Annotated in this window: 14 protein-coding genes; 1 reads left to right on the forward strand and 13 read right to left on the reverse strand. The window is 40.5% G+C overall.

The annotated features are described in order from the left end of the window. Positions 1-31: 31 nt before the first annotated feature. From LQ247_RS12895 to LQ247_RS12905, 3 genes are all read right to left on the reverse strand, one after another. On the reverse strand, positions 32-1,285 hold the full coding sequence (locus LQ247_RS12895) for an ABC transporter substrate-binding protein (RefSeq protein ID WP_020450853.1): 1,254 nt from the start codon (positions 1,283-1,285) through the stop codon (positions 32-34). A 114-nt stretch (positions 1,286-1,399) separates the two neighbouring features. Further along, positions 1,400-2,437, reverse strand: coding sequence for a LacI family DNA-binding transcriptional regulator (locus LQ247_RS12900; RefSeq protein WP_020450852.1), 1,038 nt, complete (start codon positions 2,435-2,437; stop codon positions 1,400-1,402). A 332-nt stretch (positions 2,438-2,769) separates the two neighbouring features. Further along, positions 2,770-3,264 carry a hypothetical protein gene (locus LQ247_RS12905; protein WP_152847519.1) on the reverse strand — a complete coding sequence of 165 codons (495 nt, stop codon included), beginning with the start codon at positions 3,262-3,264 and terminating at the stop codon, positions 2,770-2,772. Positions 3,265-3,336: 72 nt separating this feature from the next. On the opposite strand from LQ247_RS12905, the gene LQ247_RS12910 reads away from it, so the two are divergent. Continuing rightward, complete coding sequence (locus LQ247_RS12910; protein ID WP_227005537.1) at positions 3,337-3,897, forward strand: hypothetical protein; 561 nt, start codon at positions 3,337-3,339, stop codon at positions 3,895-3,897. Between the two features lie 856 nt (positions 3,898-4,753). On the opposite strand, the gene LQ247_RS12915 is transcribed toward LQ247_RS12910, so the two are convergent. The 10 genes from LQ247_RS12915 to allD (LQ247_RS12960) all read right to left on the reverse strand — a co-directional run bounded on the left by LQ247_RS12915 (position 4,754) and on the right by allD (LQ247_RS12960) (position 14,858). Beyond that, positions 4,754-4,870 carry a hypothetical protein gene (locus LQ247_RS12915; protein WP_020450851.1) on the reverse strand — a complete coding sequence of 39 codons (117 nt, stop codon included), beginning with the start codon at positions 4,868-4,870 and terminating at the stop codon, positions 4,754-4,756. Then, positions 4,870-5,967 carry a Rap family tetratricopeptide repeat protein gene (locus LQ247_RS12920; RefSeq protein ID WP_025811723.1) on the reverse strand — a complete coding sequence of 366 codons (1,098 nt, stop codon included), beginning with the start codon at positions 5,965-5,967 and terminating at the stop codon, positions 4,870-4,872. Before LQ247_RS12920 ends, LQ247_RS12915 begins: the two co-directional genes overlap by 1 nt. A 251-nt stretch (positions 5,968-6,218) precedes the next feature. Beyond that, positions 6,219-6,398: a DUF2690 domain-containing protein gene (locus LQ247_RS12925; RefSeq protein ID WP_255265632.1), complete on the reverse strand. Its 180-nt coding sequence runs from the start codon at positions 6,396-6,398 to the stop codon at positions 6,219-6,221. A 190-nt stretch (positions 6,399-6,588) separates the two neighbouring features. Next, positions 6,589-7,842 carry an MFS transporter gene (locus tag LQ247_RS12930; RefSeq protein ID WP_075212921.1) on the reverse strand — a complete coding sequence of 418 codons (1,254 nt, stop codon included), beginning with the start codon at positions 7,840-7,842 and terminating at the stop codon, positions 6,589-6,591. Positions 7,843-8,007: 165 nt separating this feature from the next. Continuing rightward, a complete protein-coding gene (arcC, locus tag LQ247_RS12935; RefSeq protein ID WP_020450847.1) occupies positions 8,008-8,940 on the reverse strand; it encodes a carbamate kinase in 933 nt (310 codons plus the stop codon). Between the two features lie 5 nt (positions 8,941-8,945). Next, positions 8,946-9,716 carry a DUF2877 domain-containing protein gene (locus LQ247_RS12940; protein WP_231006137.1) on the reverse strand — a complete coding sequence of 257 codons (771 nt, stop codon included), beginning with the start codon at positions 9,714-9,716 and terminating at the stop codon, positions 8,946-8,948. Then, positions 9,713-10,978: a DUF1116 domain-containing protein gene (locus tag LQ247_RS12945; RefSeq protein ID WP_144497753.1), complete on the reverse strand. Its 1,266-nt coding sequence runs from the start codon at positions 10,976-10,978 to the stop codon at positions 9,713-9,715. Before LQ247_RS12945 ends, LQ247_RS12940 begins: the two co-directional genes overlap by 4 nt. Further along, a complete protein-coding gene (locus tag LQ247_RS12950; protein WP_144497752.1) occupies positions 10,978-12,735 on the reverse strand; it encodes an acyl-CoA synthetase FdrA in 1,758 nt (585 codons plus the stop codon). The genes LQ247_RS12945 and LQ247_RS12950 overlap by 1 nt, the downstream gene beginning before the upstream one ends. A gap of 17 nt (positions 12,736-12,752) precedes the next feature. Beyond that, complete coding sequence (gene allD, locus LQ247_RS12955; protein WP_020450843.1) at positions 12,753-13,802, reverse strand: ureidoglycolate dehydrogenase; 1,050 nt, start codon at positions 13,800-13,802, stop codon at positions 12,753-12,755. Positions 13,803-13,829: 27 nt separating this feature from the next. Continuing rightward, positions 13,830-14,858: an ureidoglycolate dehydrogenase gene (gene allD, locus LQ247_RS12960; RefSeq protein WP_231006138.1), complete on the reverse strand. Its 1,029-nt coding sequence runs from the start codon at positions 14,856-14,858 to the stop codon at positions 13,830-13,832. Between the last annotated feature and the right edge of the window lie 10 nt (positions 14,859-14,868).

A 14,868-nucleotide genomic window follows, 5' to 3' on the forward strand; every position in this document is an offset into this window, starting at 1 on the left:
TCTTTTTTCATCATGATGAAAACGATCCTTTCTATTGATCTTGCAGTCTGCTGTACTCCTGTTTCATTTTTTCCGATACCTGCTTCGGCGTTAACGTACCGGCCAAAAGTTCCTGTCCCGTCGTCCCCATGACGTCCCACATTCCGCTCGGGAGGTAGACACGGTCAAAGTACGGTTCGATTTCGATTTCTTTATATTGATCATAAAACTTAGAATAGTAGTTTTCGGCTTCTGTGTTGGTTAACGCTTGAGGAAATGAGGTGGCTTCGGCGATCTTTTTCGCATATTTGGGCTGTGCGGCGAATTGAATAAACCGCTTTGCTTCTTCGAGGTGTTCAGAGTCTTTCCAGACAGCAACGGTATGGCGCTCTCCTCCAATCCAGCTCGGTTTGTCGCCTTCATAAACGGCTGGCGTCGGCATCACGCCTAACTGGATATCAGGATTGACTTCTCTCGTATCAGGGCCGATCGATGTGACCGAGAGAGTAAAGCCGATTTTTCCTTGTGCCATTAATTCGACCAATTGCGACGGTTTTGCCGTTAGGATATCTTTATTGATCAATTGCTTTTCCTGCATTTCTTTAAAGGTTTCTGCGAGAAGTGTGTAGCCGGACCAGTTGAATGTGCCGTTTTCCAAAGCTTTTTTTTCATTGCGGCGATCATCTGTGATGAGAAGCGGGGTGGCAAACTGATCATAAAACTGAGCTAAAGCGCCTTTATCTGAACCTGCAAACCAAAAAGGAATGACATTCCCATTGCTTTTTTCTTTGATCGTTTCCAGCGCGTGCATCAGTTCATCCAACGTGTGTGGAGGCTTGAGACCGTATTTCTGCAACAAACCGGCATTATAGACGATCCCGTCTTTTGCCTGATTGAAAGGATAGGCATATACTTTGCCTTTTTCATCCTTCAAAATCGGATCGAGGTTTGGGTCGAGATGCTTCACCCATTCCATGTCTTTTAAATCTGCGGTGTATTCCCCGTAGCGGATCTTCGCCCAGCCGTGCGTATCGAACAAGTCAGGCATGTCATTTGCCGCCATTTTGACACGCAGCATATTTTCATAGTCCGGTCCGGGAAAGCTGATATCGATTTTGATGCCTTCATTTTCTTTTTCAAAATCATCTGCGATGCTTCTGAGCGTCTGTTTTTCACTGTCTTTTGTCATTGTCGAAAACATTGTGAGTGTGACGTCTCCGTTCTTTCCGGCATTCTTTCCCGAGCAGCCCGCTGCTAGTGCAGGCAAAATGATCAGGAGAATAAAAGAGAAAATGATTTTTTTCATCAATTTCACTCCAATTATGAAATTTTGACGGTGGGTAAAATGCACTTTCATTATTTACTGTCATTTAGTAAACCTATTTGCCTCACCTCCTTGAAAAGCGCCTGATCCTTACTATTAGCCCCGCTTGCTGAATCCGCAGCTTTCCCGAATCATCAGTTCTGAAGGTACGGTCACTTTCAGCGGGAGTTCCCGTCCTTTCATTCTGTCGAGCAGCAGTTTCACACCCGTCCGGCCCATCTCTTCTGTATGAACCTTTACGGTAGTCAATGGCGGATTAGCAAATTCGGACGCTTCAATGCCGTTGAAGCTGACGATGGCAACATCTTCGGGAACCTTGAGTCCCGATTCTCGAAGAGCCCGGAGCGCGCCGATGGCCATCGAATCGCTGGCGATAAAAAAAGCTTCGGGAACGTTTTTCTCAAGAATCGCTTTTTTCATCAGCTCATAGCCTTGCTGCATCGAATACTCGCCGACATAAATATGCTTCGCGTTTTCCGAACCGGCCGTCTCCAGAAACGCAGTCAGCCGTTTGTCTTCAATTTCAATGACGTTTGTCTCCTGATCGCTGATTCGAAAGTGCTCTTTTTCTCTTCCGCCGATATAACCGAGCCTTGTATAGCCGAGCGATTTCAAATGGTTCAGCGCCCTCCCCGTCGCCTTCTCAAAATCGACGACAACCGAGTCGCGCAATTCTTCATTGTCTGTATGGTTGATGTACACGACGTTGTTGAGCGCGCCCATGCACTGCTGCAAGCCGGCAAAATCGATCCTTCCGATGACGATTAAGCCGTCGACATCGCCTGCAAGCTGATTTGAGCGGATGCTGCTCAGCTGAATAAACTTCGTAATAAACGCTCCTCTATCAAAACACTCGCTTTCAATTCCTTGCCTGATGGAATAAAAGTATGGATCGTTCAGCTCTTCTTCCTGTGATTGGCAGACAACAATGCCGATTCGCGGGCTTTCCCCGCTTTCTGAGACATATACGTCGCGGCGTCTGCGCGTGTTTTTATAGCCGAGCCGGTCTGCAATATCCAAAATCCGCTGCCTTGTTTCAGGGGCCACCGCTAATGACTGGTCATGGTTCAAAACCCTTGAAACCGTTGTGCTTGATACTTTAGCCTGAAGCGCAATTTCTTTAATCGTCGCCATTTTCATCCCGCCCTGTCTTTAAGATCCATATTCACTAAACTTTACTAAAGGCATCATAACAAACAAAGTAAATGTTTTCAATATTTAAAAAATTAAGTACCAAGCTCTTTTAGGACCTCTCTAGATCTTGCTGCTTTTCCTGAAGCTGCTTATCTTATCTTTGCTTTCGCCTTATCACCCATTACTTACCAAAATATAAGAGGTTGAACATTGATTAACTTTGATTCTAAAATCCTTGACGTAGTTCGGATTAAGAGCCTATTCAAATTAATGACACAGAACTTTTGGCAATTATAGATGAATTTTAAAAGAGCAGACAGCAGCCTGCTCTTTTAGTTGTTTTTTTTCTGTATGTTTTTCATGGTTGCCTTATATAACCGCCTTGAAACAGGATATGCTACATTTATTAGCAAATACAAAGCAAACAAAAATAAAGATACTAAGAACACACCATTATTCCGTATAACAATCTCCTGAGAATTCATTGAATAAATCAATACATAGAGATAAAAAACACAAAACATCAACAAAGCTTCAATAACAAAATTGAGAAATCCCCGTTTTTTCGATAAAATTTGAGAAAAGACTACGTCTACAATCCCTACAACTACCACAGTGAGAACAAAAAACTTAAATAAAACTATCACAGAATCAAAAGTACCTTTTGTATTGATTGACACATCTGGTGCCAAAGCCACCAATTTAAAGACTCCGAAGAATATCAGAAAAGGGGAAGAAATAAGAAATACACACATAAGAAGAACAACCAAAATTGCAAAAATATGATCCCCAATAGAGTAGTTTTTTCCTTTAGTTTTTTTACCCATTTATACCTATTCCTCTCTTTTTGTGGTATTATATTACTTGTTAAGAATATCAAATAATTGGGGGAATTTGAAATGAAATCTAAGAAAAAAAGATTTTCTCAAGGTGTGATAACACTTACTGCCACAACTCTTATCATTTCAGGATTTAGTGGGTTCGCGTCATCTGTCTCAGCCGCTGAACAAGAACAGCCAACCACGTCAATAACAGAAACAATGGATGTCACATTGCCAACTTCTCTTCAAGAATATATGGAAACACATCAAGAACCTACTACCCTAGAAGATTCCAAAGCATTCATCGAATTTGCATCACAGACTCCAGAATTTCAAACTTACAACCAGTTAAATCAGGATGGGCAAGTACATACTGCAGGCCTTATTGGTGGATCTCTGAAAGCCATAAAAGCATTTGGATGGGTATGCAGAGTTGGAGGAAAAACTCTTAAATGGGCTATTAGACCACTCTCTCCTTCTAAAGCGAGACTCGTCGACAAATATGCACGCAAAATTGCATATGCCACAGAGAGATTAAATAGTGCTTCAAAAGGCGCTCTTGTAAAAGCCTTAGTGAAAGCCGGAGTTCCTAAAAAAACAGCAGATTCCCTTGCTGAAATCATCTTATGGATCGTATAAAAGTAGAGCAGGCCGCTGGCCTGCTCCTTACTTTGATTAGTAATTTTGATGATAGGAAATCAATAGGAATGACCTCAAACACAGTTTCATATTTTCATCACTGTTTCATCTCTTGATAAGTAGGCTTTTCCATTTTCCCTTCACGCATCAGTTTTCATTTCTTTAAGCGCTGCCAAAGATTGAGAAGGGGAAGGATTTAAAGTACCAAATAACTTTTTCCTTTGTGCTCTTCTCGCCTAGAATTCTTTTGTTGGTACTCTTTCAAGAAAATCTTACAGCACCTTTTCCTGTTACAATGGGTTTGTCAGTCACTTCCGCCTCCATATAATTATCTCCTTTTCTTCATAAAGAATCCCTACTGAAACAAACAGTAGGGTTTCATTTGCTTCTTCTATGTTTCTAAGTTTTGCTTGTCTATAGTCAATCATAATGCATCTTTGCTATTCTTCTTTTCGAAATTGGAAGCTTAGAATTCTTCAAGACTTCATAGTAATGATTAAGCAGCTTAGCCTCTTCTTTGGTAACAATTACAGTCATTGTCATCACCTTGTAAGGACACTTTACTTTATTATACAACGTGTTGAGGAAAAGGGTACTGATCTGTCGATGGCGCAACCTCTTGTATACTGGATGTATATTCTTTCATGACAACGTTACCTGGAGCCTCAGCCTCTACTTTGTAGTTATGCTGATCTTCTTTATTCATGTTGTCAATTTGAAGTTTCTCAATATAAGAAAAACCAGCAAGTACAGAAGCAGTAATTGTTGATCATATACTCCAATACTTTACCTTTATCCGAAAAACCCGCCCCTTAGCTAAGGAGCGGTTGTTCAATATTTGTTCCGGGTATTCGATTTAACCGACCATCTTTTCAGCAATCTGCATGTCGCCGGATGGCGAATGAGTTTCTGCCGCAAACCATCCCGAACATACGACGGCAGCAATCGCAGCAACAATGAACAGTTTTTTCATCACATTCCCTCCACTTTTTTCATTTTTTCTTCCGCTTTAATCGCTTCCAAAAAGAAATGTGCGGCCTCTTTATAAAGAGACTTTGATCTGTAAACATTGGCCGTTAAGAGAGATAGTTCTCTGGCACTGTCGTATTGCTTTGCTTGAAAGAGGATTTCTATGTTGTCTTTGCAGTCTTTAACCGCCTGTTCACCACATCCAGCATAAGCCGCATATAAAAGATCGATTTTAGCGTCAAATATTTCATTCGCCGCAGATTGCGACCTTTCCTTCCCTTCTTTGTAAAAGGCTGCGGCGCGTTCATAGTCTCCGGTTTTAAACAGCTCTTTGATCATTAAAAACACGACATTGAAATAATAATCCGATGCAGCATATGCATGATCATTCAAAACGATGTCCAAAAATTGAATACTCTTGTCCGATTTGTCCATCGCCGCATAAAGCAAGGCAAAATTATGAAGGAGCTGCATTTCTTTAAAATGGTCGCCGGCTTTTCTGACAGTATGGATTGCTTCTGTTAAATATTCTTCCGCCTCTGTATATTTCCCCATCTCAGTATAATTTCCGGCCATTGTAATATAAGTTGAGACAAGGTTCATGTCATGGTCGCCATGTCCTTTGAAAATTTCCATCGCCTGCCGGGTATGGTTTAAAGAGACGATATTCTGGCCCAAGTAATAGTAGAGCTTTCCGACTTTATCGTGAAATTGGGCAACTTCAATTTCATCATGTACATGAGCAAGCTTCTTCTCGGCAATTTTATAGAAGCTGATTGCCTGCTCATAATTTTTTTTATACACTTCATAAGCTCCTGAAAACAGGTAGTAGTAATAGGATGTCATATGTGATGCAGCACTGTCGCCGGCCGATACGTCGTGCTGCTCTATCTTTTTACCTCTCGAATCGTAGAGCATAATTTTATGCCGCAGTTCCAGCAGGGAATAGTAGATCAAAACTTCCTGATCTTCCTCCATGTCTGCCAGCAGCGGTTTGATTTGTTCAAACAGCCTGATCGACTGTTCAGCATCGCTTCTTCTAATGGCGCGGTACCATGTATTGAGCATGTTGGCGACTTCTTCCGCGGCGATTTTGTTCATATGGAGCTCCTTTCTGCCGATATTCAATTTTTTTGTATTTTATTCATTTCTTATCATACTATATTTTTCCCCTTATATAAATTAATAGTAATAGTTCATTTTGCACAGTTTTTTTTGAATCCCCCGCTATTTCTGCCCCTTCATTAGGTCAAATGACTCTTCAAGAAATGAGAAACCGGGACTGATAAGACAGCAAAAAGCACCCTTGCTGAAAGGGTGCTTTCATTGCTTTAATATAAATACGAACTTATCTAGGCATAAGCGAGGGTTCCGCTTGATGAATGATAATATTTCCACATCGCATATGAAGAACGCGGATCGAGAACATAAACCATCGGTGTATAACAGGATGTCTGACCCGGGAGCACTTTTCCGTTTCCTCCAGCTGAGCTGCCGCTCAGTTCTTTCCCGTCTTGTTTCTTTTCACATATGCATTTGCCTCCAAGCCTGAGCGCGCTGCTTTGTCCAGCGTCATTTTAGCCCATGCTGTTTTGCAGACGCAGCCCAATTTTTACACCGCGATCCCGAATTGTTTATTATTTGCATCTATCAGTCTGGCTGTCGCCTTTGTTATGCTGCTTGAATCACAATTACAGTGAAGAAGTCATAAGCTTTTACTGACTAATGATTTTTAGCTGCTTTATCAACAGAGGGCAAATTACTTTCATCTATTAAATATGTTGCAATCAATGCGATGACTAACAGAGCTGCTGCAAAATAAAATCCTATATTCATACTTCCTGTAGCGTCTGTAAGCCAGCCTGTAATATACGGAGCTAAAATGGAACCTAACATTCCAACAAAGTTGTAGAATCCAAATGCTGTACTTAATGATTGCTTTGGTGCATTATTAGCTACAACCGCAATTAAAACGGGATTAACGCTAATTTTCCCTACAATTCCATACACAATTAGTGTCATATACAGAATTGGTAAGCTATCAAAGTAAACAATTGCAGCTGTTGATAAAATACCAAACGGTAACATCATAAGCAATACTGGTTTACGCCGGCCTAGCTTATCTGACAGCCAACTAAAAAATAATGAACCTGGAATCGCGGCCCATGGAACAAGTGATGCAACAAAGGCGATATTTCCTCCGGTTAAACCGCGTGCTGTTTCTAAATAGTATGGCAACCAAGTAATAATCATAAAGAATCCGTAAATAGAGCAGAAAATAATAATATAAGCCAAAATTAAGTTTCTATTAAATAAAGATGAAAACTTAAACGGTTCAGCGGTGCCTTTAACCTCTTTATCATTTTTGGGCTTGTCTTTAATTACAATTGCCATTGCAATACCAATAAGTACAACCGGCACTCCGATGATAAAAAATGGAATTCTCCATCCGAATCCCCATTCTCCTACAACATAACTGGAGATATAATAGCCAATTGAAGTACCGAAAGCCATCCCTGCATTAATTACAGCACTACCTAATGTTAAACGGTTCTTCGGGATCATTTCGGATGATATTCCATATTGCGGCCCATAATATACCCCCTGAGCCATACCAACCATAAGCCATGCAGAGATAAATAGAAAAAATGTAGGCATCATTCCTGTAACTGCTGCTAGCGATCCAAATAGAATAACACCTGGAACCAACACTCGTTTTTTTCCAATTTTATCTCCTAATATTCCTGCAGGAACGTTCATACCTGCATAACCGATGAAAAATATACTCATAATTAAGCCAAGTTGTGCCTTGCTTAATGAAAACGCTGATTCAATATCCCCCATAATCGGGTTTAATATTGTTCGCGTTGCATAAAGAGCTACCCAACCGAAGAAAAATACGATAACAACTTTAACCCAATAGGGAATCAGTGGTTGTTTTCCTTTACCTTCAACTGATCCCGTCTCTTTTGTCATCAAACTTCCTCCTTCAACTTTTAAATGATCCATTATTTTCTACTCTTCCTTTGACTTTCGATTTAGACTTCATAGATTGTATCTTTTCGAAATCTGTCTGTGGTCATATCTGAAAAAAGGAGGAATTTTGGCTTTTTATCCTCCTTATGAACAACACGGATTGTCTTATTTTGTTATGCGTGTCCCCGCTTTTCCATCTAGCGCAGCTACCGCTTGATCCAATGAACAAATCATTGCCTCTTTACCTGACTTTGCAAATTCTATAGCCGCTTGGATCTTTGGCAGCATACTGCCAGCAGGAAATTGCCCTTCTGCCACATATTGTTCAGCTTCTTCTACTGTAATTCGGCTTAGTTTTTGCTCATTTTCTTTGCCAAAATTGATAAATACATTTGGTACGTCTGTCAACATCATGAAAACGTCAGCATTTACTTGTTGTGCAAGCTTTAATCCTGAACGATCTTTGTCTATAACTGCTTCAAGACCGTGTAATAGACCGCTCTCATCACGATATACAGGTATACCGCCGCCGCCAGAGGAGATAACAATCGTTTCATCAATTAAACGCCGAATCTCTTCTATTCCATGGATCACTTTCGGTTCCGGGGAAGGCACAACTCGTCTGTAGCCTCGCCCTGCATCTTCTGACATCGTAAACCCTTTCTCTTCTAATTGCTTCGCCTCTTCCTCTGAATAAAATACTCCTATTGGTTTCGTTGGTTTTTCAAATGCTTTGTCATCCTTGTCCACTTCGACCATGGTTAGAAATGTAGCTACATTCGCAGCAATGCCCCGTTCTTTCATATGGTTTTTCAAAGCTTTTTCCAGCATATAACCAATGAATCCCTGTGATTCTGCATTACAAGCATAGATTGGCAGTGGTTCAACGACATTTTTGGCAGCTTCGTTTTGAGCAATAATATTCCCCACTTGCGGACCATTGCCATGTGTAATCACAATTTTATGTCCTGCTTCTTTGATTTCAATCATATGACGTGTTGCAGAGATTACATTTTTGAGTTGATTGGCATAAGTTGCTTCTTGTTTTGGCTGTAAAATTGCATTACCTCCTAGTGCCAGTACTACTCTTTTCCCCATTTCTTTCACTCCTTTGTTAAAGCCATATAAATTCCGTATAAAGTATCCATCCCAGAAGAAGAACCTACTTTTATAAGGCTTTTCATACTTTTCAAAGATGGATCATGTTGTAATCTTGTAATTTTCGAACTAAATAAACCTTCTATAGCACAAGTTAAAAAGCGCGTGCTAACAAGGGTTGTTAAGGGTTTTCTGATGAGATTCCCCAATGTTTCGAGGTGGTTTTGTGCGATAAAAGAGTTGATGAAATGTCCATATAATATACCGACCAGTATATCGTCACCTGTTGGGGTTAAACCTTGGCCTCGTCCGATAAAGTAACGAAACTCCTCTTCTAAATTTTCAGTTGGATCGTGTAATTTATTTATCAAGTCCGACACATGAACTGATTCAAAATCAGTAGATTCATACGATTTAAATGAAATCTGTTTCATGTTTTCTTTTAATTTATTGATGTTTGCATATTTAAAATCCGTATATAACGGAAGTATTTTGGCATTAAAATTGAGTTTAAAGCAGTTGTGGGAAAGATGGTTATTGCGAACGTGTAATGAATCTCCCACCTCAAGACCTGCTTTTAATGTTTGCCTCGTTTGTGAACCAAGCAAAATTCCAAATGGAAAAGTCCCATTTTCATTTGTGCCGATAAATATCAATTCATCATTCTGATCAACAATATTTATACCTTTTTCAAAAATGCTGTGCACAGTAAATGTTTTTCCCTCAATTAATAGCTGAAGTGCGATTGAACCAATCGCACTTGCCTGTAAAATCATCCTTGAAAACCCAGTTTTTCAGCATATGCTGTGATTGCTTTCTCAAAACATTCGATTGGAGGATGAACTGTACCAGCACCAATTTGCCCATATCCGGCAATTTTATGTGCAATGCCTGTGTTGATTACCGGCGTGATGCCTGTTTCAACAACTTTACGTGCATCAATACCTAAACACGCACCTTTGAAGTCCCACGTCGGAATCACAAAGTTCGGATTTTCTCCAACACAGATCTCAGCCATTTGATTGCTTGTTTCAAGCGCATCATTAAATCCGCCTGTTCCAACAAAACGTGTTACTGCAGGGGCAGCAATCATTGCTACACCGCCAACACCGATTGTTTCTGTAATCGCTGAATCTCCGATATCTGTGTTTGCATCTTCCGCTGAGTAGCCGGTAAAATATAACCCTTGTGGTGTATGAACAGGTGCTGTAAACCACTCATCTCCCATACCTGCAATACGGATGCCAAAGTTTTCACCGTTTCGGCACATTGCGGTAACGACTGTACCATGTTTGATTGTACGCGCTGCATCCATCATTGCTTTTCCTGTCGCCATGGCAATGTTTAAGAAAAATTGGTCTGTATCAGCTAAAAATTGGATCACTTCTGTTCTTTGTTCGTTTTCAACATCATCTAATGCTGCAATTATTGGAGCAACTTCTTTTAAAAACACCAATGACGCTGCAATATTGCGCTGGTGAAATTCATCCCCCATTGCTATAGCTTTAGCCATCAATACATTAACGTTTAAGCCTCCATCAATTTTTCTTAATGCCTTACTTAACACCGGACCCAACACATCTTTCATCCAGTGCAGGCGATTGATTACCTGCTCATGATAAGCACCGAAGCGTAATACTGCACCGATGCCTTCGTTCATTTGACAGTACGCCTCGTTGCCGCTCTCTTTGTTCACCACAACAAGAACCGGCATATCAGGTGATGTAACGCCTCCCATTGGTCCAACTGCATTCACATGATGACATGGAATAAATGTAATCTTATTGTTTTCAAGCAGTTCACGCGCTCCCTCTTCATCTTCTGCCCATCCTTCAAAAAGAATCGCTCCCACACAAGAGCCTTGCATAGGATCTGTCATATTTTCATATTTAATTGGAGGCCCGGCATGTAATAACACGTAATCTTCCAATTCAGGAATCACAGACTTGGCAGGTACAACATCCGTTAAGAATGGTTCAGCTGCTATGATCTTCTGGATAACAGCTTCGTTCGCTTCATTTATTGTTTTGTACCCCATTAGATTGTCTCTCCTTCATAGTAGTTTAGAAATTGAAGTACTTTCATTAACTTTTCATCACCGCCAGCAATTGGACGCCAGTTAAATTGAACACACTCTGATCCGCTGTTCTGAACAGCTGCTGTAAAACTTTTCAGGCCAATATTGATGACACTTGGTTTCGTATTGATTAAGGACACAATTTTTTCGTCTACTGTCAAGTCTTCTTGGGTATGTTCAAATTTTTGTATATCAAGGACTGGCTGTTCCACTTTTCCTCCTGCCAGTTTAATCGCTGTACGAACCATTTGGTCGTTTGTCTCACAAATGATTGCACCACTTTCTTTTAAGGTTTCAATTTGCTTTTCATAACCTTGAGGATCTTTAGTTGTACCTACAACTGTTACAAGAACTGCAAGTTCGCGGCCTCCCTGATGTGCATTGGCTAACATACATTTAATGGCTGGTGCTAATTCACTTGCCATATCATCATGACTGCCATAGCCAATAACGTTATCAATCATGATGACTGCTGTTTCAGGATCGTTTCCCGATGTTTCAAGCATTTCGATACGCTTTTCAGGATTAATCATCGGGTGCGGCTTCCCTTGGGTATAAATATCATCGCCTAAGTCAATAATTTCATGATGTTTTGTTTTTAGGATATAGGCTTCTTTCTTCTCTTCAAGTACTTCCTCTTTAAATGCCTCTTTCAATAACATAGCTGCTTCAGATGCCAAAGTACCACCTGAGTAATAACCTTTAATACCAACTTGTGAATCTTTTAACGACACATTTACATCTTCAGCCAATGTCGGTTTAAAATTCGGTTTGTCACCATTGGATAATTGAACAGATACAACCGCTGCTTCTTCAAGTGTATACGCATGATAAATATTTTCTTCCTGATAAGTTGGTTGATCTCCTAAAAATAACGTAACAACCGGTTTTTCAATATTTCTTAATACGTTTAATACTTTTTGCTGCACTTCCTCTGCAGGCGGTTTAGAAATTACTGTAATCACTTTTACTTTTGGATCTTGGTTCAATGCTTTGATACTATCTAAAACCGTGATAGCACCAACCTCTGTCGATAAATCCCGACCACCTGTACCAATTGCGTTTGTTACACCTTTACCATAACGGTCAATGATGCTTGTCACTTCCTGAATCCCTGTACCTGATGCACCCACAACGCCAATATCTCCTTCATTCACGATATTTGTAAATGCAAGTGGCACGCCATGGATAATTCCGGTCCCGCAGTCTGGTCCCATTACTAATAATCCTTTTTCATGCGCCTTTTGTTTCAACTTAACCTCATCTTCTTTAGATACATTGTCGCTGAATACAAATACATGTAACCCTTCATTCAATGCATTTTCCGCTTCCATTGCTGCATACTGACCAGGAATGGAGATCAATGCCAAATTAGGGTTGTTCGCAAGTTCCATTGCGCGCTTCCAGTTATGTGCTTCTTGGCCTTTAGATGCGTCTTGTGAAGCGGCATCACCTTTTAAAGCTGCTTCTACTTCTTCTTTCACTGCCGCTACTTTTTCTTCTTGATTTGTATCTATAACGATAACAATGTCATTTGGATTTGCTTTTTCCAATTCATCTGTGCCTAAACCCGAAGATTTAAAAATATCTTTGTTAGCTGGTGTTCCCATCATGATCGATACTTTGTTTACACCATCTATTGCAGATAACTTGTTTGATAAAAGCATTAACACGATAGAATCTTGATAGGTGTTTTCTTTTATAATTGTGTATAACATAATGATCCTCCATTTTGTTATTCTGCAAATCTATTCTTTCCATGATAGCGATTGTAATGAACATCGCCTGAAACGAGGTAGTTATAAATATCGTCTACAATTTCAATTCCTTCTTTATCATATTTGGCACTTCTTAATTTACCGCGCTCACCCGGATAATAAATTTCTCCATAGCCTTCAGCTGCCGGTTGTGCTTTTAATTCATCGAGCATCGTCGAAATCTGTTGTTTAAAAGCAGTTAAATCTGTGAAGTATGCGGGATTGATAACAATATGAATTTGCCCTAAATCGCGGCCTTTTGTCAGATCTTGGTACATGGAGGATACATGTACGCCATGAGGTACTCCAAGAAGACTGCCCGATAAAATATCCACCATCATCATCAATCCATAACCTTTTGGACCAGCAATTGGCACAAGTGCATGAACATCTCTTGCATTCGTTGTTGGTGCACCGGCTGCATCTACTGCCCATGTTTCCGGGATCGATTCATTTTTACTTCTGGCATCCAATACTTTTCCCCATGCCTGAACAGTTGTCGCCATATCAAATGTGATTATGCGTTCATCAGCCGATGGTACACTATAAGCAATCGGATTGGTGCCAAAGTATGGTTCTGTTCCTCCAAACGGTACGACCATTGGATCTGATTGGCACATACTTAAAGCAACCATGTCCTGTTCTGCTGCCATTTCAACAAAGTAACCCAATGCACCACTATGCGAAATATTCTTCATGCCTACAACAGCCACACCTGAATTTTTTGCCATTTCGATTGCTTTTTCCATCGCTTGTTTTGCTGCTTGGTGACCTGGACCATTATCTCCGCTAAAGACAGCGGATGCAGGTCCTGTTTGTTCAAATGTGTAGTTTGGGTTTGCTGTAATACCGCCTTTTGCGATTCGTTCGGCATAGTATTCCACACGTACTGCTCCATGGGAATGGATCCCTCTATGATCGGCGAATGTCAATACATCTGAAACATCGTGTGCGGCTCCTTCATTTAATCCAGCTTTGATTAGCTTCTGTTTGATTAAATGAAACAGCTCCTGCTTAGATACTCGCATCTGATCCTCCCCCCTTCCATTACATAATTAGTAAATGTTGTCTGACTCTAAATAATCTAAAATTTCCTTTGTAACTGGGATACCTGTTTTTTTATACTGTTTCATCACATCTATTTGAATTTCACCGGGATAATACACTTTGTCAAATCCTTCAGCAGGCGGGTTATCATGTAATTCTTCAACCATTTGAGATATTTTTTCCAGGAATTGCTCCTTCCCGCCAAAGTATTCAGGATTGATCACGAGATGAAGCTGCCCTAAGCGACGGTACTCTGATAAATCTTTATACATGGAAGTGACATGCTTGCCAAATGGCAAGCCGAGTAAACTCCCCGATAAAATATCCACCATCATCATTAACCCGTATCCTTTAGGCCCAGCCATTGGTAATAATGCATTTACCTTAAACGGGTCTGTTGTTGGTGCTCCATTTTTATCCACTGCCCATGAGCCTGGAACAGACTTGTTTTTACTTCTTGCATCTAAGATTTTCCCCCAGGCTTGTACCGTTGTTGCCATATCAAACAGTATTGGACTGCCATCTTTTCGAGGCGCACTAAAAGCAATTGGGTTGGTGCCAAAGTACGGTTCGGTACCGCCAAATGGCACAACCATGGGATCAGATTGACATACTGTTAATGCCACCATACCTTCTAATGCTGCTTGACGTGCATAATAACCAATCGCACCACTGTGTCCCATTTCTTTTACACCGACAACACCGATACCTGATGTTTTTGCTAATTCGATTGCCTTTTTCATTGCTTGATAACTCACATAATGTCCTAACGCATTATCTCCATGGTAAATCCCTGATGCTGGACCCGTTTTTACGAAGCTTAAGTCGGGGTTCAGGTTATATCCACCCTTTAATGTACGTTCGGAGTAGTATTGCATTCTCACTGCACCATGTGAGTGAACACCTCGTTCATCTGCAAAGATGAGTAAGTCAGCTGTTTTATCCGCATGTTCTTCAGGTAAGCCTGCTTTCACTAATTTATCTTTCATTAGCTGCCGGAGACGATTACTTTCTACATACACTAATGGTTCACTCATTAAAATTGCC

This window comes from Bacillus sp. BS3(2021), from assembly GCF_021043345.1.
GTDB classification, from domain to species: Bacteria; Bacillota; Bacilli; order Bacillales; family Bacillaceae; genus Bacillus; species Bacillus paralicheniformis.